The organism is Robiginitomaculum antarcticum DSM 21748, from assembly GCF_000365025.1.
Taxonomy (GTDB): Bacteria; Pseudomonadota; Alphaproteobacteria; order Caulobacterales; family Maricaulaceae; genus Robiginitomaculum; species Robiginitomaculum antarcticum.
Genome location: NZ_KB823011.1, coordinates 510,370 through 529,734, shown reverse-complemented (window position 1 = coordinate 529,734; position 19,365 = coordinate 510,370). Strand labels below are relative to the sequence as shown.

The following is a 19,365-nucleotide window of genomic DNA, read 5'->3' as shown; positions in this document are numbered from 1 at the left end:
GTGTTTATTCAAGCTCGTCACTCTCTTCTTCACTCATTAGTGACACAGGGCCATTGGGCATAATTGTGGAAATCGCATGTTTATAGACCAATTGAACTTGACCATCACGGCGTAAAAGCACGCAAAAATTATCAAACCATGTCACAACACCCTGAAGCTTCACGCCATTGGTCAGGTAAATCGTCAGCGATGTTTTGGATTTGCGGACAGAATTAAGAAATGTGTCCTGAAGATTTTGTCGTTTATCCATTATGTTTATCCCAGCTACCTTCTAACGCAAAGTCTTATGGCGCGTATGTGTAGGTTTCAAGACCAAAGCTAGCGCATGAGATAAAAAACTCACTTACGCCATAACGAGGGCGAAAAAGCCGCTAATGCGGCTAATACTTCAACCCGACCGATCAGCATTAAGACGGACATAGCCGAAAGCTGTAACCCGTTTAAATTGGAGTAACTTAATTCTGGAAAAGTCGCGCTCAGAAGCGGGCCGATATTGGATAGACCTGCAGCACTAAGTGCGACAGCATATTCAAATGTTATACCCGCTGCAGCCAGCGCAACGATACCCCCCACAAAAACAAGCGTATAGCCAAAGAAATACATCCAAATTGAAAGAAATAGCGAGTCGGGTAGTTTCTGGCCTTTAAATTGAACTAATTTCACGCGTGACGGATGGCTCATTCGGTCAAGATCAGTCGCCGCGTGGGAGAAAAGTAAAATTAGTCGAATAATTTTAAGTCCGCCTGCCGTGGACAAGGCCGAGCCGCCAATCAGCGCAATCATGATCAAAAATGCGGGCGGTAGCATATCAATGCCAATGACCTCATAGTCGAAACCGGCAGAGCTAACCATAAAAGCTGATTCAACAATTATATTGAATGCTTCACCCAGACCGGAAAACATAAGCCCAAACGCAATCAGTAGAATCATAATCGCAATCAATCCGCGATGTTCTATATTAGAAAAAAAATGGCGTATTGAGCGGTTATTCGGGGAGGTGCGTTTTAGAATGTCAGACAGCACCCCAATATTGGCTGCGCCAAGTATACAGGTTATCGCCATTACGCCTGTGGCAAACCGCCCAACATAAGATGAGAGCGGCCCGGATTGTGGTGTTATTCCACCTGTTGATATCGATGTGAGCGAGAGACAAAATGCGTTGAATATCGATGTTCCGCCCATTGCCATAAGAAGAAAGCAAATTGCGCTTATAGAGAGATAGACAGCACCAACAGTTCTCCCAACTTTGAACAGGCGGCTGAAAATATCACCGCGCTGCAGCGTAAATAACTTGGAGATATGAACGCCTGTGCCGCCCAAATTTATAGCCGCCAGGATCGCCACGGCAAATGTTGCAGTAATAACGCCGCCGATAAACTGTACTAAACATTGATAGATTATTAGGCTTCGCGGCAAGTCTTCAGGCGTTAGTGTCGTCGCGCCAGTTGTTGTAAAGGCCGATACAGCTTCAAAATAGGCTTGTACACCGGACCCTGTTGCCCCTGATAACCAGAACGGGATCGAGAGGAGTAACGGCGTCGAAACCCAGAATAAAAGTAAAAACACCAGCGCATCAACCTGCGTCTCATGCGAACCTGTATCTTGCGTAATCAAACGTAAAATTCCGCCGATAAGCGCAGAGAAGAAAGCCGAGCCTGCAAAAATTACTGCAATAGGAAATTCGGCCATGACAACCGCGCCAAAAACGGCAATAGCCAAAATAAAGGCACATAGAATAAAGCTGTTTCCGAGCCAGAATATGAGGCGAGTAATAGCCATAATAATGCTTTAAAATGCGCTCATGGACACTCGGAAAAGACGCTCGACTTCGGACAGGCTGTCTTTCTCTGCTAATAGGACGATACGGTCTCCGATTTTCAGGACAAGTTCAGGAGATGGCTCGAAAACCTGACCTTGCCGTAAAATTGCGCCAATGGCGATTCCTTCCGGAATATCGACGGCATTAAGCGCTTTCCCGGACAGAGGCGATGTTTCCAAAACCTCGCCTTCCATGACCTCGGCCAATCCCTCTTCAACAGAAAAAAGATCGACAATACGGCCGCGTCGGACGTGTCGCAGAATTGAGCTCACCGTACTGCCCCGCGGGTCTATAACCATATCAATTCCCAAAGTCTGTTTCATGCTTTGCAAAGACAGGTCGTTGATCAGGCTATAGGCCTGTTTCGCGCCGAGCTTTTTAGCCAGGACGCCTGCCAAGATATTCGTTTTGTCGTCATTAGTGACAGACAAGACGCACTCAGCGTCCATCACGCCCGCCTCTTCCTGAACGCTGGCATCCATCGCGTCGCCATTAAGAATTACTGTGCGCTTTAAAGTGTCAGCCGCATTTTCAGCAACGGTTTTATCAAGCTCGATAACCCGCACCCGAATGCCGGGCGTTTTTTCCAGTCTCGCGGCGACATAGGCCCCCACATTCCCCGCCCCGATAATAACGATGTGACGGGCCTGCCGCCCTTCTCCGCCAACAATATCAAGAAGGCGCGCCGTATGCTCGGCCTTTGTCACAACATAAGCTTCGTCGCCCGGAACAAGCGGGTCATCAGGTTGCGGCGCAAAAACCTGACCATCACGAGATATGCCCACGACGCAGGCATGCAATCCTGAAAACAAATCCGGAATTTGGCGTATGGGCGTATTAATGATGGGTGTATTTTCCTCAATGCGCAGAGTGACAAGGTTGATGAGACCATCACCGAATGGAACAACATTGAGCGCGCCGGGCGTCGCAAGTCGACGTAATATCGACTCTCCGACTTCCACTTCGGGCGATATAATAACATCAATAGGCAGATTTTCGCGGCTATAGAGGTCGTTATACTCGCTCATCAGGTAGCTCTGAGCCCGAACGCGAGCGACTTTGACCGGCACGTCGAATATAGAATGTGCGACCTGACAGGCAACCATATTTACCTCGTCAGAATACGTCACCGCAATAATCATATCAGCATTTTCAACGCCGGCGCGTTTAAGGATATCCGGATGTGAGCCATGACCCACCACCCCGCGTACATCTAATTCGATCGTGATCTGACGGATCAAATCCTGAGAAAGATCGACAACCGTGACTGAATTACTTTCAGAAGCAAGCTTTTGCGCGATCCCGTAACCCACGCGGCCTGCTCCGCAAATGATGACATCCATATTCTACTCCCGCCCCGATGGCGGCACACCCAGAGATTTGAGTTTGCGGTGAAGGGCTGAGCGCTCCATACCAACAAATTCTGCTGTGCGCGATATATTCCCGCCAAATCTTTCGATTTGCGCGATCAAATATTCCCGCTCAAAATGTTCGCGCGCATCCCGAAGCGGCAAGGCGATCATACGTTCTGAGTTGTCTTTGCCGTTCTTTCGGCGCACGACTGACACTTCTGGGGGTAGAGTTTCAAGCGTAATAGGTGTGCCGGGATCTCCGGTGGCTAAAATCAAAAGCCGTTCGACATTATTGCGCAGTTGCCTCACATTTCCTGGCCAGTCATGAGCCTGTAAAGCTGCCATTGCATCATCCCCGATCTGACGCGGCGGCAGGCCAGTCGATGTTGAAAGCCGTTCGATAAAGTATTTTACCAGTTGCGGAATGTCTTCCCGCCGTGAAGATAATGCCGGCGCAGCGAGCGGCATGACATTCAAACGGTGGTAAAGATCCTCTCGGAAGCGCCCTAGACGGGTTTCGTCTTCCAGATTGCGAGAGGTCGAAGTGATGAGCCTGACATCAACTTGGACATCTTCAGATCCGCCTAATCTGACAAATCTCTGCTCGACCAAAAGCCTTAATAATTTCCCCTGTGTTTCCAATGGCATATCAGCAACTTCATCTAAATATAAAGTTCCCAAATGCGCGCGTTCCAACAGCCCTGATTGTACGGCGTGCGTATCTTGATCTTCCACGCCGAACAGCACCTCTTCAACCCGGTCCGGCACCATAGACGCGGCATTGACTGCTTTGAACGGACCGTTTGAGCGTCGGCTTTGACTGTGTATCATACGGGCGAATAACTCTTTACCTGCCCCGGATGGTCCGGTGATAAGAACGCGGCTATTGGTCGGTGCGATACGGCTTATCTTCTGCCGCACAAAGCTGATGGCCTGACTTTCACCGATAATATCGTCATCATTTGCTGATCTTCCCTTAAGCTCGGCATTTTCTTGTTTGAGCTGAGCGGCTTCCAACGCACGGTGCGCCGTGACAATGAGCTTTTCACTTTTAAACGGCTTGACGATATAGTCATAGGCCCCCTTACGAATTGCGGAAACAGCTGTTTCAACAGTGCCATGTCCGGAAATGACAATAACCGGAATGTCTGGATCACTCGCCTTGAATTTATCTAATAATTCTATCCCGTCCATGCCCGAGCCTTTGAGCCAAACATCCAGAATAATAAGGGAGGGTTTACGGGCCCGGAAAGCCAAAATAGCCTCTTCACTACTGGCGGCTTGTTTGGCCGAAAGTCCTTCATCCTCTAATATTCCCGCAATTAGGCTGCGGATATCCGCTTCGTCTTCAACGATAAGAATTTCAGATTTCATATTTTTCATCATTCAGCCGCAATTCTGTTTGAAAGTTGTCCTGTGCCCATAGGGATTTCGATGCAGACATAGGCGCCGGAAATGCTGTCCGGACGGTCTTTTAGATTCAGTGTTCCACCATGATCTTCAATAATGCGCTTAACAATAGCCAGGCCCAGCCCGGTTCCGCTCTCGCGAGTCGTTACGTAAGGCTCAAAAAGCTTATCTACATTTGTTAGCGGCCACCCCGTTCCATTATCAATGATATCGATGCGTAGCGCGCCTTTAAATTCTCGAAGAAGGACCTTAATTTGCCCGTCAAGTTGATCCAAACCATCTGCATCCACACGCGCTGTTACTGATTCGCCTGCATTTTTCAGAAGGTTGGTTAGGGCCTGGCCCAAGAGGCGCTCATCTGCGTCGATTATAGGCGCGCGGCCAAACTCGTTTTGATTTATAAATTCAATATCGGGAAAGGCAACGCGCTGCGCAAACAATGTCCGGTCTAAAAGCTGTTCAAAATTAACGGGTTCAATTGTGAGCGCAGGCGTGCGGGCAAAGTTAGAAAAAGCCTCAACCATGCGTTCTAAACTATCAACCTGCCGGGTTATCGTTTGTGTCAAATTAACAAAGGTTTCGGGCTCAGAAGTAATCTGTTTTAGATATTTACGCTCGAGCCGTTCTGCAGAGAGCTGGATCGGTGTCAGTGGGTTTTTGATCTCATGTGCGACGCGTCGCGCAACTTCTCGCCAAGCACTGTGGCGCTGCGCAGCCACAAGGCGCGTCATATCATCAAAAGTTATAACCCATCCTGTGTCTACAGTCTCGCCGTGATAGCTGGAAATACGCAGGTCGAAATTACGCGTTCCAATTTCGCCTTCATAATCGACTTGGTCGGCGATTTCGCGTCCAACGCTTTCTTGGGCACGTTTAAAGGCAGCTTTAAAGGCGGGAATAGCAACACCTATAGGCTGGCCGATGCGGCTGCTCTCAATATTGCCAAGCAAATTAACAGCAGATTGATTCATAAGTGTTATACGCCCGTCTTGAGATAGGCCGATTATGCCCGCAGATACGCCAGATAGAACAGCTTCACTGAATATACGACGCTGTTCTGATGTATCATGCTCTCGGATAAGGTCATCGCGCTGCGCCCCTAACTGACGAGTCATACGATTAAAAGCGCTAGCGAGATCGGCAATCTCGTCCCAGCTACCCTGCGTGGTTACGCGTGCTGAAAGATCGCCGGATCGTACTTTCTCAGCTGCCTGAACGATATTACCCAATGGCGTCACGATACGACCCGCCAGAACGAGGCCAAGCCACACTGCAGCCATAAGAAGCAGAAGAGCGGATTGGACATATACTGAACTAAAAAGTTTATTAACTTCATCTTGGCGCGTTGTGGACGCTTGGAAGCGCTCATTAAGCTCAACCAAGCGTACAATGGAATTGAAAGTGCCCTTCTCGACATATTTGCCGACATAGAGATATGCGTCTTCAAACCCGTCAAGCCTTACAAGAACAGTCAGGAAGTCGATATTAATGTGTGTATCCATCGTCAGAAATGTATCTTCTGCAGACCGCCACATTTCCGGACTTGGCAAACGAAATGGGGGGGCTGCCGCGCTTTCGGCGCGCGCGAGTATTTCGCCTTTGCGATTGACGATGTAAACACTGGGCAGCTCACGGAATACAGCCTGGGCAATGAGATAAGACGTAAAAGTAATTCTGTTCGCAAGAAGAGCACTGTTTTGGTTGAGGTCGCCGGCCATAGCATTCATTTCTTGGCGCATTTGCCGGTCTTGCTGCAGCATGAAGCTAGATGTCAGCAAATTGGCTTCTGCCATGCCAATCTCAATTGTTTCGTCCCATACCGAGTTGATGTCGCGGTTCATGACAGAGGCAAAAAATGATCCTATCACAATGGCCGGCAGCAAAGCCGCCAGTGAGAATATAAGAAGAAACCGACGGTGAAGTTGCGGCGCGCTCTCACCTGCTTTAGCAGAAAATAAATTGCGCCAAACGCGGTAACCAAGATAATAAGCTAATCCGATTATTATCACAAAATTTGCGTTGAGGATGTCTCCGGCGCTAAATGTCTTAAACTGAGTGCCGGTAAAAGCAAAAAATGCGCCCGTACTAATAAATCCCACGGAAAGTAGAAAGAATATTCCAAATAATAAAGAATGCACAACGACATTAGGCGCAGTCATAAACGGCGCAGTCGGAAGATTTAATTTGCCTCTATCCGGCATAATTTACAGCTCGACCTCATCTTTAATTTATCAAACTGTTGCAATGATACCCCAGTGTTGCAAAAGATCAACACTATTCAATGTTGAGTGTTTTGAGCTTCGTCCGGAGCGTATTGCGGTGAATACCCAGAATTTCTGCCGCTCTGGCCCTGTTACCCCCAGTTAGCCTTATCGCTTCTTCAATCAATGGGGTTTCAACCCATTGTAGGGCGGTCTGGAAGACGGTCTCTTCCCGATCCTTAAATTGCGGTTGCCCAGCTTTGTTTAAGAGGCGTTTAGCGGCTTCACGAATAAGTTTTTCCATATTCGCTGTATCTTCATCGCGCGGATGCATGGCAATTTTTTTCGAAAATTCCAAGGCGACCATTTCTGCCGTGATGACATCATCCGAATATAGTACAGCCAGCCGCCGGACCAGATTTTCAAGCTCCCGCACATTGCCACGCCACTCATGTCGGTAAAGCATGTCCAGCGCGTCTGCAGCAAAGCGGCGGCTCTGATTGCTTGACGCATCAGCATTATCAAGAAATGCGTCAGCAAGTTCATAAGTATCGCGCTCGCGTTCCGATAAACGCGGGATTCTTATTTCAGCGACATTCAATCGAAAGAGCAAATCATCCCTAAAGTTTTCCTGCTCCGCCAGACGATGGAGATCTTTGCGGGTCGCCGAGATGATACGCGGTCGATCAGCCGAAGGAATGTTTTCGCTCTCTATCATCAACTGTAGAAGTCCGTTTTGTTGATCATGGCTTAAGCTCGAAACTTCGTCGATATATATGTCGCCTCCGCTCACTTTCTGGAGCGTCAATGAGATATTATCAAAGACCGTCTCGCGAATGAACGGGCGGTTTTTACGGGTTCCGCCCTCATGGATGAGCCGTGCGACCAGATCTTTACCGGTTCCTACATCGCCTTGGATAAGGACAGGAAGATTACCGGATGCATAACGCGACACCGCACGGTAAACGGGCTGCATTGCCGCGCTACGACCTATCATCGGCGAGCTGTCAGTCTTCTTTATCGCGCGCGCTCGCGTTGGTGTCAGGCTACCCGCAGCGCGGCTAACCGCGCTGGTCACATCATCAAGATCAAAGGGTTTAGGAACATATTCAAAAACATCATGCTCTCCGGTCTTGAGCGCTGTGGATACCGTATTATTGGCTGAGATAATGATAATCGGCATATTCGGACGCGCGCGGCGAAGCGCCGGCAGATGGGTAAAAATCTCTTCACCCCGCATTAGAACATCCGACAATATTATATCCCCCTCTCCGGCTTCCGCCCATTTGAGGAGCGTATGCGGATTATCAGTTGAGCGTACATTATAGCCTGCGCGCGTGAGTGATTTACTGAGGACCAGACGGATAGTATCATCGTCATCGGCAAGTAGAATTTGGGCGGCCATATTAACCTCGGTTTTGATATGCTGGAAGTAAGATTGAGAAGACAGTCTTCCCGGGTTTGGAACTGACCTCGATAATTCCGCCATGTGCGTGAATAATTTTTGATACTAATGTTAGCCCCAGACCGCGGCCGGCTGGCTTGTCAGTTACAAACGGATGGAAGAGCTGGCTACGGATATGCCCGGGGATGCCAGGACCGTTATCCGTGATTCTGATTTCAACAGGCAGAGCAAGTTTACGGCCTGTTTCGCTGCGCGACATTCCGGCTCTGTAGGCTGTTTGCAGAGTAATCTCATTACCTGTTTTATGCTGCACAATCGCTTCCAGCGCGTTTTTTATAATGTTGAGCGTAACCTGCATCAATGCGTCGCGATTGCCTGATACATCAGGCAATGATGGATCATAATTCTCGTTAAACGCTATTTCCCCATTCATGGATTGTGCCAGAAGACGAGTCTGACGCAAGACTGTATGGATATTGACAGCTTCCAGACTTTCCATGGAAATCGAGCCAAACGCCTCCATCCGGTCGGCTAACCGCCGGATGCGGTCTGTTTCCGTGGTTATCAACGCTATAAGTTCTTTGGCCTCGTCAGATTTTGCTTCAGATGCAAGCAGTTGCGCCGCTCCTTTAATGCCGGCCAGCGGATTTTTAAGCTCATGGGCGAGCATTCGGCCAAGCGCCTCGACAGCGTCGGAATCCTGCAAGCTGCGCCCTGTAACGCGTCCGGCTGGCTCTTCGCGAATAATCAGCGCCACATTATTTCCAACAGGAAACGCCGTTAGGTGACAGAGCGTATTGGCCTCGTCAGCGCGTCGCAGAGCAATATCCTCAGCGATCACGGGGCCGCCGGTTGCGCTAACCCGCGAGATCGGCAGAGCCAGAAGCTCGGGATTTTCGGTCAGTTCGGATAATGATTTGTTGAGAAGCGATTGCCGACTGCGCTGCAGCCACAGCTCGGCATGATTGTTAAGCCACTGAATCTTATGGTCGGACTGCGTAATGATTACAATTGCTATCGGCAGGTCGTCCATCAAAGCCAGTTGATGAATGTCTTTAAGCTCGACCATCACGCTGCCTTGCGGACAAATCGGCCGTCATAAAAGCGGGTAAGGTGGGTAATAACGTCTTGAGGTTCACTTAGTGTACAGGCCAGTCCGCGAGCCCTGATTCTGTCGTCAGAGGAAATATCAACATCAGAACGGTCAATATAGGCGGCCAGATGTTTGCGCATCATACGGCTGCCCAGCGCTTCTCCGTGAAACTCCAGCGCATATGCATAGTGCCGTAGAACAATGTCGCGTTGCGCCTCTCGTGATAGAGGCGACTGATGCCGCTCACCAAATGCGGATTGGAAGTCTGCAATGAGCCATGGCGCGCCAACCAAAGCCCGTCCAATCATGACTCCGTCCGCGCCCGATTGCGCAATAGCCTGACGGGCGTCTTCAGGTGTGAGGATATCGCCGTTTACAAGTAAAGGTTTGCTCACTGCCTCCCGCGTTTTACGCACGGCCGCCCAATCGGCTTTGCCTTTGTAGAACTGGCAACGCGTTCGCCCGTGTATTACGAAAGCTTGCACGCCAACGTCCTGCGCGCGGGCGCAAATTTCAGGGGCGTTAAGCATATCATCGTCCCAGCCCAGCCGTGTTTTCAATGTAACAGGCACATCAACCGCCTCGACAGTGGCTTTAATCAGCTCTAGCGCATGGTCAGGATCCTTCATCAGCGCAGACCCTGATGCACCTCTCGTCACCTTTCGGGCCGGGCATCCCATATTGATATCGACAATATCGGCTCCGCCGCGCACACCCATGCGCGCGCCTTCCGCCATCCATTTAGCTTCGCGCCCTGCAAGCTGGATAATTAATGGCGACATCTCCCCTACGCCGGATGCGCGTTGGAGACTTTCCATATTGCCTTTGGAGAGCTCTTCACTGGCCACCATTTCGGATACAATCGCGCCAGCGCCCAGATCACGGAGTATCTTTCGAAACGGCAGATCGGTCACACCCGACATAGGCGCGACGAATATGCGCGTGTCAATCTTACACTTGCCGATGTGAAACGAATTGTTCATGCTTGCCCTTACCGCGCATAGCTGCGCTGAACAATAATTCATCGCTCATATAGGAGTGACATGGCTGACACTGCACTTATATTGGTCGCTGCGGGGCGCGGAACACGGGCACAGCAGGACGTGCCCAAGCAATATCGTGTTATTGCTGGAAAAACCGTTTTACAGCATACATTAGAATCATGCGCTAAAGCATTGGTGTTTAATAAAATTATTTTTGTTATTTCTGAGAATGATGAATTGGTATCGGACGTAATTACGCGATCATCCATCGATATTCGATGTACAACAGGCGGGGCATCTCGCACAGATTCTGTGCGTGCAGGACTGCAAGCCCTGCGAGAGTATGACATTGAACATGTTTTCATCCATGACGCTGCCCGTCCTTTCGTCTCTTCAGGCCTATTACAGCAACTATCTGAAGCGTTGGATACGCATGACGCCGCGGCGCCTGCCCTTCCTGTAACGGATGCACTGAAAACAAAATCCGGCGAGGCATTTGACCGAACAACTGTTTTACGTATGCAAACGCCACAGGCCTTTCACTATGACAAGATTATGGCCGCATTTGACGCTCTACCGGCGGGGCATCAGGCCGCAGACGATATCGCTATAGCCAAAACACACGGACTTTCGTTAAAGTTCGTTGAGGGCGAAGAACGCAATTTCAAAATAACGTATCCAGGTGATTTCGAGCGGGCCGAACATATGCTGCAAACTGATAATTATATGGCCGTAGGCCAAGGCTTCGATGTACATCAGTTCGAAGCGGGCGGGACGATGATGCTATGCGGTATTGCGATTGATTGCGGCTACCGCCTGAAAGGGCATTCAGATGCGGATGCAGGGCTGCACGCTCTGACTGACGCCATATTCGGGGCGCTTGGGCTCGGCGATATTGGCGATCATTTCCCGCCTACGGATGACGCGCACAAAGACCAAGATAGTGCCGAATTTCTGTCATATGCGATAGACAAGATAAGCGAGCGCGGCGCAGAGCTTCAACATGTCGATCTCACCCTGATCTGTGAACAGCCTAAGATTAAGCCACACCGCGCCGCCATGAGAGGCCGTATCGCGCAGCTTTGCGCCCTGCCCCTTGAACGGGTTAGTATTAAAGCGACGACAACCGAGGCTCTCGGTTTTACAGGACGTAAAGAAGGTCTGGCGGCACAGGCCATTGCAACGCTAAAAATACCTCAATGAACCCGATTCTCGAAGATATCTCCGACCAAGCTGCCGCAGTGTTAGAGAAAGCCAATGCTGCAGGCATCAAAATTGGAACGGCAGAAAGCTGCACAGGTGGCCTTATTGGTGCGGCGCTAACCGCCATACCGGGCTCATCTCGCGCGTTTAGGGGTTCAATTGTTGCCTATGATAATTCAGTCAAAATGAAGCTTCTTGGCGTTCTAGCCTCAACCTTACGCGACCATGGCGCAGTCAGCGCGCAGACAGCAGAAGCGATGGCAACCGGCGTAGTAAAGGCGCTGAGCTTAGATGTTGCGGTTTCTGTGACGGGCGTCGCCGGACCGGGCGGCGGTACTCGGGCAAAACCTGTCGGAACAGTATGGATCGGCATTGCGAAACATGTCGGAGATGACGTATCTGCCACCGCCCATCTGTATGAATTTGGCGATATTGGCCGCAATAAGGTGCGGGACTTAACCTGTCTCGCCGCGCTAAAAACCCTAAACGAGGCGCTTTAAGTTTAAATCTTTAAACTCTGCTGCCAGGTCTATTTTCGGGTCTTCCTTAACCGGCCGCAAAATTTGCGCGGCCCGCAATTTGAAAATATCCATGATTTTATCGGTGACGGAGCCGAATTTTTGCGCGGCCAGTAAGTTAAGCGGGAAGGATTTGAGAGTCACGTTCACCATGAAGTCGATTACGGTTCGTCCGTCTGAGAGTTCGGTAAATTTCCAGTCATTAATCAATGTTTTCAGCGGCCCTGGTTTATCGCTATTTCGGACGATAACGCTGCGCTTTGCATAATCAATTGTCACGCTACAACGCACAGATTCTGAAACCATTTTATAGGCGACGTTCATTTGCGCCTCGAATGTTTCAATATCTCCAATGCGTTCGCGGGGGCCGAGCACCCGCATGCTTGATACAAAATTGAGAAACGAAGGATATTGCTCCACATTTGTTACCATGCCGAGAAGGTCGTCAGGACGGTAGGGCATAATTTCCTGCAAATGGGCTTTAGGCATTCAAAGCCCTCCGAGCCGCGCGAAGCTGCGCAAAATCGCTATCGGCGTGATAACTGGAGCGTGTCAGCGGTGTAGCCGAAACCATTAAGAACCCTTTCGCGCGCGCAATCGTTTCATAGGCTTTAAATTCATCAGGTGTAACAAAGCGTTCAACGGCGGCATGTTTACGGGTCGGTTGCAGATATTGCCCGATTGTCAGAAAATCGATACCGGCAGAGCGCATATCATCCATAACCTGCATCACTTCAGACTTGGTCTCGCCAAGACCAACCATTAGACCGGATTTCGTAAATTGGTTAGGATCGCGTTCCTTGACACGTTCCAAAAGACGCATGGAATGATAATACCGCGCGCCGGGACGGATAGAGAGATAAAGGCGAGGAACCGTCTCAAGGTTATGGTTAAAGACATCGGCTTTGGCGTCAATGACGGCTTCTAATGCACCAGCTTTGCGCAGGAAATCCGGCGTGAGTATTTCAATTGTTGTTGCCGGAGAGGCCAACCGTATCGCTTTGATAACATTGACAAAATGCTGAGCGCCGCCATCGGGAAGATCGTCACGGTCCACAGACGTGATCACGACGTGCTGGAGCTTCATTTCGACCACGGCCTGCCCGATTTTTTCTGGCTCGGCTTCGTCAATACCTGTTGGAAGGCCGGTTCTAACATTACAAAATGCGCAGGCCCGCGTACAGATTTCGCCCAAAATCATGAATGTGGCGTGGGATTTCTCCCAGCACTCACCGATATTAGGACAGGCCGCTTCTTCGCAGACTGTGACCAAACCCTTATCTTTGACGATTTTGCGGGTCTCTGCATAGCCCTTGGAGGTGGGCGCTTTAACTCTAATCCAGCTTGGCTTACGCAACACCGGCGTGTCTGCACGCTTTTGCTTCTCAGGGTGACGCAGTGTGGTCACTTTGTGTGGCGGGGATTTTGCATCGAATAATACGGTCATAATGTCTTATATGGGCCTTTGACCTGATTTTAACAGCTTTAGGCTACCTAACTGTTTCGAGTGCGAATTTGAAGGGCAAAGATGCAGAGTAGTGTCGCAAAAACAGACTTGAAACAGTCCCCGCGAAGTGCTGGCGTGGCGATAGTGCGTATGGGCGTGGTATCGCTAGTTGCCTTTGGCTATATCTCTACTATGGCGCGCGGCCCTGGCACAGAAGAATATGGCCGTATATTCGGCCTTGATCCCAGTTGGCACGGTATGAATGTGCTCTTTATCCTCGCCGGCTTTTTCGCCCTTAAAACCCTCTATACTCATGGCTCTGCATGGCTCATGTTGAAAAGCAGAACCAAGAACAATCTTCTTCCTGTTGCTATGTTTGCATTTGCTGTTGTGGCAATCATTTACCCCTTGCTAGGTAGTCCGGCCGCAACTCCGATAGACACAGCCGTGCGCCTCAGCCTCTATGTATTGAGATTGATAACGTTTTTAGACCCCGGAGCGATTTTACCGGGACTTATGGATGATGCAAAATATATGGGGTCGATACAGGGCGCAATATGGACATTACGGTGGGGCGCAATAGCCTATATCGGCACGGCCTTGGCGTGGCAAATTGGAATATTTAAACGTAGCGGCTTTGTCATTTCGGCCAGTTTGGCGGTACTCATCCTATACATGCTGGGTCTACAAAATTATATAAGCAACTGGGTTCAAACCCCTGAATTCATTCAAGCGCCACTGCGGTTGGGTACAATGTTTATGCTCGGCGCAGGCGCTTTTGCCTATTGCCAATCAATCAAAACACCGAAATTCAGACAATTAGTTATTGCGGGCTTTACCCTAATCGCATTGACGGCTTTTCAATTTTATGTGCTTCCATGGACGCCGTTAATAGAAGTTATAGCCGCAATTGCCTTTGCTATGCTGGCGGGTGCTCTTTCGCTTTATATCGATACTACCGCCCTTAAATCGAAATCTATTACAGATATTTCGATTTGGATATTCCTGATCCATTGGCCTGCGGCTCAGCTTATTTTGCTGGCCAGCCCAAATCTATCTTCTTGGCAATTAATTACGATAACCCTACCCGTCACTTTTATCTTATCCGTGATTATGACGGCCTTGCTGTCATCTATTAAGACTTATCGGCGCACCCAATCACAAACTGTGAAGGTTTAATATGTTTCGCGCTGTCACAATCTCCAAAGGGCATGATAACTTCTTCACGCCGCTACGTATTATTATGGCGCTAATGGTCGTATTTGGACATGCCTTTGTTGTCTATTACGGAGCATCTGATTTTGAGCCGAAAGTATTCTTACATTACACGCCCAGCTATTTGGCGGTAAATGCCTTTTTTATAGCATCCGGGTTTTTAGTGACAGGAAGCATGCTCTATCGGGGTGATTTGCGTGAATTCGGCGCCGCGCGTGTATTGCGGATTTATCCTGCTCTTTTTGTGCATGTTGTCATCGTGGCATTTGTCTTGGGCGCAATCATGACTACCCTACCTTTAGCTGATTATTTTATGGATCCTCAAGTTCTGGCACAACCTGCCTTTGTTTTGAGTTTTTATGATACAGACATGATCCTGCCGGGCGTCTTCACATCTAATGCAGAGCAATTATCCTCAGCAACGCTTTGGACTTTGCGCTATGAACTGCTGGCTTATATGGCAACGGCAATCATGTTCGCGACAGGGTTGATGCACAAAAAATGGATGATTGCCGCGCCCTTTGTACTGAGCGTTATTGGGTGGATTGCAGCGCATAGACTGGGTATATTTGACGCCTTTCCAGCAACAGTTCAATCCATATTACGTTTCAGTGTTGCATATGGTCTGGGTGCAGCGCTCTATGCCTATCAAGACTTCATTCGTCTTTACTGGCCTATGGTTTTGGTGTTCGGACTGATGACGTGGTTATTGAAATCTACGCCCGAAGTTGAAATCCTGATGAACGTTACAATAGGCGCGGCTGTCTTTACGCTCGCCTATATGAAGGTGCCAAAACTAGATAAGCTAAAAGGCGCTACGGATACGTCTTATGGGATATATATCTATCATTGGGCGGTTTTACAGACGATCAAAGCCATACTTCCCGACATTGGATTATGGACACTTATGATTACGGCCACACTCATAACACTGCTAATCGCCTATGCGTCCTGGATATGGATAGAGAAGCCTGCATTAGCCCTAAAACCGCGTTTCAGCGCTTGGCTCTCACGCCGCCCGCCAGAGGCTGCACCCGCCAAATAGTCTAAATGTGAATGACCCGATCATAGGCATCTAGAACAGACTCATGCATCATTTCAGACAATGTCGGGTGCGGAAATACCGTCTCCATTAACTGTTCTTCTGTTGTCTCAAGGGTCTGGGCTATGGCGAAGCCCTGAATAAGCTCCGTCACTTCTGCGCCGATCATATGCGCGCCAAGGAGTTCGCCGGTTTTGGCGTCAAATATGGTTTTTACCAGTCCCTCAGGCTCTCCAAGGGCTATCGCTTTGCCATTGCCAAGGAAGGGGAAGCGCCCGATTTTGACGTCATGTCCTGCCTCTTTCGCCTGGGCTTCGGTAAAACCAACGCTGGCGATTTGGGGATGGCAATAGGTACAGCCCGGTATGCGGTTAATATCCAGCGGATGCGGATTTTGACCCGCAATCTTTTCAATACAAATCACGCCTTCATGACTGGCTTTGTGGGCCAGCCATGGCGGCCCTGTCAGGTCACCAATCGCATATAGGCCCGGCACGCCGGTGCGCGAGTATTCATCAACGGTGACGTGAGTCCGCTCGACTTTTACGCCGACCGTCTCAAACCCCATATCTTCGACATTGCCAACAATGCCTATCGCCAGAATCACGCGGTCAAACTCAAGAGTTTGCGTTTTGCCGCCGGCTTCAATCTCTGCCGTAACGGACTTACCCGTTTTGACGCTATTAACTTTAGCGCCCGTCAGAAATTTCACGCCACGTTTCTCAAATGCTTTTTGGGCCAGCGCCGAAATCTCAGCATCTTCGGCCGGCAGGATACGGTCAACCATTTCAACCACAGTGGTCTGCGCGCCAAAGGCGCTAAAAAAGCTGGCGAATTCCATCCCAATTGCGCCGGAACCTATCACGAGTAAATTCTTCGGCATGGTATCCGGCACCATCGCTTCTTTGGCAGTCCAGATGAATTTACCGTCCGGCTCCAATCCAGCTTTCGAAATAGTGCGCGCCCGAGCGCCTGTGGCCAGAATGACATGCTTAGCCGTGAGCGTATCGTCACCGACAATCACTTTAGGCGCGTCTTTGCCTTTTTCTAATTTTGCAAAGCCCTTAATGACGTCGATTTTGTGCTTTTTCATCAGATAGGCCACGCCCGACGAGAGCTGCTTGGCGATATCTCGCGAACGTTTGACGATGGCTTTGAGGTCATATCCCGCATCAGCCGTCAGTCCGTAAGCTTTGGCGTGCTGCATATTATGATAAACTTCAGCCGAGCGCAGTAGCGCTTTTGTCGGAATGCAGCCCCAATTCAGACATACGCCGCCTAAGGCATCTTTTTCAACGATTGCGACTTTCATACCCAGCTGCGCCGCGCGTATTGCGGTGACATAGCCGCCCGGGCCGGACCCGATAATGATAACGTCGAAGCTTTGATTGGCCATGATATGATCCTGAGTAACTGCGCAATCCTGCTAGCAAAAAAGCCGCTCAAACCCTAGAGGCAATGGCGATATTTTCATTTAATTCGGCTCTGGGCGGCCCGAAATTGTCTCAATCACCTGCATACGAACTACATCGGCAAATTCTGCGTCTTCAATTGTCCCGATCATGTCAAAAGCTTCGTCATTACGGCCGACGCGGGCATAGCCAATGGCGATTTTACTTTGCGCCGTGACGCGGTAATCTTCACTTTCAATCTCATCCGCCAGCGGCAATGCCCCGTCAATATCCCCAATCGCTAAGCCGTAATCAACAATCGACAAATAAGCTTGGTCACGAAGTCGCGGATCTGAAATTTTACCCGCTTCATCGATAAGGCGCTCGGGAATAGTCTTCTTGGGGAGCTGCGGCGCAACGCCTGTACCGACAACAACATCTTCGATAGGGTCACTTTCAGGCTGTTGTGAAACGGTATCCGGTTCTACGGAACCCTCCAGCGTCTCTTTGGGCAGCACTTCTATCTGGTCCTGGGGCGTAGGCGCAGGTGCGTCGCCGTTATCATCATTGTCCTGAGGCGAACTATCATCATCTGCGGGTTCAGGCGTAACCATACCGTCTATAGTCGACTTACTGCTCGCGGTTACTTTACGTTTGGTGTCGGTCAACATTTCCTGCCCCCGCTGCGCATATTGCGTCGCTTTTTCGGGATGCATAGCAACGAACACGACCAGCGCGGTAATGGTGGCCGTCAATAATGTTGCGAATATGGCCTTGAACATGGCCTGTCTCCGTTAGCTCAGTCAGGACAGGCTAACTTATACGGTCATAATGGCAAGTAAGAGACTCTTCGCCTTACAGGCGAAGGCCTTTTACAGCATCATCGTGATCGGTTGCTCGATATAGCGCTTAAACACTAAAAGCCATTGCGCGCCGATAGCGCCGTCGACAACGCGGTGATCACACGTCAATGTCACGGTCATAACAGTGGCGACAGCCAGTTCGCCATCTTTAACGACCGCGCGCGGCTCCCCTGCACCGACCGACATAATCATCCCGTGTGGTTCATTGATAATCGAGCCGAATTCTTTGATTCCGAACATACCAAGGTTTGAAATACTGAACGTACCACCCTGATATTCTTGGGGTTTTAGTTTCCGCTCGCGTGCCCTAGAGGCCAGATCTTTCATCTCAGATGAGATGGTCGACAGGCCTTTATTGTCGGCGCCGCGCACAATCGGCGTAATCAGGCCGCCATCAATGGCCACAGCCACGGCGACATCCGCGCTATGATGGTAAGCAATGCCGTCAGGCGTATAGCTGGCATTGGCTTCGGGATAATGTTTTAGAGCCAGAGCCGATGCCCGGATCAGCATGTCATTGACGCTGATTTTGACGCCTTCGGGCGCTTGTGTGTTCAATTCTTTGCGCATGGAGAGCAAAGCATCAATCTCGCAATCAATGACCAGCGGGAAGTCCGGCACATCGAGATTGGAGCCCACCAAGCGCTTGGCAATGACTTTGCGCATGCCGTCTAGCGGAATAAGGTCATAGCTGCCCGGGTTAATACCGAGCTTTTCAAGGTAATTCGCTCCACCCCCGCGTACCGGCCCGACATCTGTACCGGCGTCTGCATCCGCTTTGGGAGCGGGTTTATCTGCTGATTTGGGTGCATATTTCGCGCCATCAAAGCTTTCAATATCACGTTTAACAATACGTCCGTGCGGGCCGGAGCCTTTAATCGCGGATAAGTCATACCCCGCATCCTTGGCCATACGTTTGGCCAGAGGTGACGCTTTGAGGCGGTCATCACTATCCCGCTCACCCCGTTGAACAACGGGGTCCATCTCCTTATCCTTCGGTTGAGAGTTAGATTCAGCATTTGATAACGACTTTTCGGCCCGCTCTTTTTCTGCACCATTTTCTTTCGAAGACTCTTCTGGTGATGGATCCCGACTTTCGTCGGGACGAGCGGCAGGTTCGGCATTCGACTTAGGCCCGCTATTGCCCGTCTCAAACCCGTCCAAGGCGCTCTCATCTTCATCTTCTTCGAGCAGGATCGCAATCGGCGCATTAACTTTCACGCCCGCAGAGCCTTCGGCCACGAGGATTTTAGCCAGAGTACCCTCTTCGACGGCTTCGATTTCCATCGTCGCCTTATCCGTCTCAATCTCGGCCAAAAGGTCACCGGAACTCACCGTATCACCCTCTTTTTTGAGCCATTTGGACAAGGTCCCTTCTTCCATCGTGGGAGACAAGGCGGGCATTAGAATTTCAATGGGCATA

The 19,365-nt window shown here is 50.0% G+C and carries 17 protein-coding genes; 4 read left to right on the top strand and 13 right to left on the bottom strand.

Features of this window, described 5'->3' with window-relative positions; translation table 11 throughout:
* Positions 1-4: 4 nt before the first annotated feature.
* The 8 genes from hfq to dusB form a co-directional block, all read right to left on the bottom strand.
* Entirely contained in the window at positions 5-250 is a 246-nt protein-coding gene (hfq, locus tag H142_RS0102630) for an RNA chaperone Hfq (RefSeq protein WP_017930545.1), read from the bottom strand.
* An 89-nt stretch (positions 251-339) separates the two neighbouring features.
* Positions 340-1,779 carry a TrkH family potassium uptake protein gene (locus H142_RS0102625; RefSeq protein WP_017930544.1) on the bottom strand — a complete coding sequence of 480 codons (1,440 nt, stop codon included), beginning with the start codon at positions 1,777-1,779 and terminating at the stop codon, positions 340-342.
* Positions 1,780-1,788: 9 nt separating this feature from the next.
* Positions 1,789-3,162: a Trk system potassium transporter TrkA gene (gene trkA, locus H142_RS0102620; protein WP_017930543.1), complete on the bottom strand. Its 1,374-nt coding sequence runs from the start codon at positions 3,160-3,162 to the stop codon at positions 1,789-1,791.
* 3 nt (positions 3,163-3,165) lie between these two features.
* Positions 3,166-4,545: a nitrogen assimilation response regulator NtrX gene (gene ntrX, locus H142_RS0102615; protein ID WP_026147730.1), complete on the bottom strand. Its 1,380-nt coding sequence runs from the start codon at positions 4,543-4,545 to the stop codon at positions 3,166-3,168.
* Positions 4,546-4,553: 8 nt separating this feature from the next.
* Positions 4,554-6,740 carry a sensor histidine kinase gene (locus H142_RS14060; RefSeq protein WP_169331791.1) on the bottom strand — a complete coding sequence of 729 codons (2,187 nt, stop codon included), beginning with the start codon at positions 6,738-6,740 and terminating at the stop codon, positions 4,554-4,556.
* 115 nt (positions 6,741-6,855) lie between these two features.
* Positions 6,856-8,187: a sigma-54-dependent Fis family transcriptional regulator gene (locus H142_RS0102605; protein WP_017930540.1), complete on the bottom strand. Its 1,332-nt coding sequence runs from the start codon at positions 8,185-8,187 to the stop codon at positions 6,856-6,858.
* Between the two features lies 1 nt (position 8,188).
* On the bottom strand, positions 8,189-9,256 hold the full coding sequence (locus H142_RS14055; protein WP_017930539.1) for a two-component system sensor histidine kinase NtrB: 1,068 nt from the start codon (positions 9,254-9,256) through the stop codon (positions 8,189-8,191).
* Complete coding sequence (gene dusB, locus H142_RS14050; RefSeq protein WP_017930538.1) at positions 9,256-10,263, bottom strand: tRNA dihydrouridine synthase DusB; 1,008 nt, start codon at positions 10,261-10,263, stop codon at positions 9,256-9,258. Before dusB ends, H142_RS14055 begins: the two co-directional genes overlap by 1 nt.
* Positions 10,264-10,323: 60 nt before the next feature.
* Here dusB and H142_RS0102590 point away from each other — a divergent pair, with 60 nt between their 5' ends.
* Both H142_RS0102590 and H142_RS0102585 read left to right on the top strand, forming a co-directional pair.
* A complete protein-coding gene (locus H142_RS0102590) occupies positions 10,324-11,466 on the top strand; it encodes a bifunctional 2-C-methyl-D-erythritol 4-phosphate cytidylyltransferase/2-C-methyl-D-erythritol 2,4-cyclodiphosphate synthase (protein WP_017930537.1) in 1,143 nt (380 codons plus the stop codon).
* Complete coding sequence (locus H142_RS0102585; RefSeq protein WP_017930536.1) at positions 11,463-11,966, top strand: CinA family protein; 504 nt, start codon at positions 11,463-11,465, stop codon at positions 11,964-11,966. The genes H142_RS0102590 and H142_RS0102585 overlap by 4 nt, the downstream gene beginning before the upstream one ends.
* On the opposite strand, the gene H142_RS0102580 is transcribed toward H142_RS0102585, so the two are convergent.
* The gene (locus H142_RS0102580) at positions 11,949-12,473 is read right to left on the bottom strand and encodes an SRPBCC family protein (RefSeq protein WP_017930535.1); all 525 of its coding nucleotides are present in this window, start codon (positions 12,471-12,473) and stop codon (positions 11,949-11,951) included. The two genes, H142_RS0102585 and H142_RS0102580, sit on opposite strands and share 18 nt — an antisense overlap.
* Positions 12,466-13,431, bottom strand: coding sequence for a lipoyl synthase (gene lipA, locus H142_RS0102575; RefSeq protein WP_017930534.1), 966 nt, complete (start codon positions 13,429-13,431; stop codon positions 12,466-12,468). The genes H142_RS0102580 and lipA overlap by 8 nt, the downstream gene beginning before the upstream one ends.
* A gap of 81 nt (positions 13,432-13,512) precedes the next feature.
* On the opposite strand from lipA, the gene H142_RS0102570 reads away from it, so the two are divergent.
* Both H142_RS0102570 and H142_RS0102565 read left to right on the top strand, forming a co-directional pair.
* Positions 13,513-14,610: an acyltransferase family protein gene (locus H142_RS0102570; protein ID WP_156811859.1), complete on the top strand. Its 1,098-nt coding sequence runs from the start codon at positions 13,513-13,515 to the stop codon at positions 14,608-14,610.
* Position 14,611: 1 nt separating this feature from the next.
* Positions 14,612-15,691, top strand: a complete 1,080-nt coding sequence (locus H142_RS0102565; protein ID WP_017930532.1) for an acyltransferase family protein — start codon at positions 14,612-14,614, stop codon at positions 15,689-15,691.
* Between the two features lies 1 nt (position 15,692).
* On the opposite strand, the gene lpdA is transcribed toward H142_RS0102565, so the two are convergent.
* The 3 genes from lpdA to H142_RS0102550 form a co-directional block, all read right to left on the bottom strand.
* The gene (lpdA, locus tag H142_RS0102560; RefSeq protein ID WP_017930531.1) at positions 15,693-17,084 is read right to left on the bottom strand and encodes a dihydrolipoyl dehydrogenase; all 1,392 of its coding nucleotides are present in this window, start codon (positions 17,082-17,084) and stop codon (positions 15,693-15,695) included.
* A gap of 78 nt (positions 17,085-17,162) precedes the next feature.
* Positions 17,163-17,861: a hypothetical protein gene (locus tag H142_RS0102555; protein ID WP_017930530.1), complete on the bottom strand. Its 699-nt coding sequence runs from the start codon at positions 17,859-17,861 to the stop codon at positions 17,163-17,165.
* A gap of 90 nt (positions 17,862-17,951) precedes the next feature.
* On the bottom strand, positions 17,952-19,364 hold the full coding sequence (locus tag H142_RS0102550; protein WP_017930529.1) for a pyruvate dehydrogenase complex dihydrolipoamide acetyltransferase: 1,413 nt from the start codon (positions 19,362-19,364) through the stop codon (positions 17,952-17,954).
* Position 19,365 lies beyond the last annotated feature (1 nt).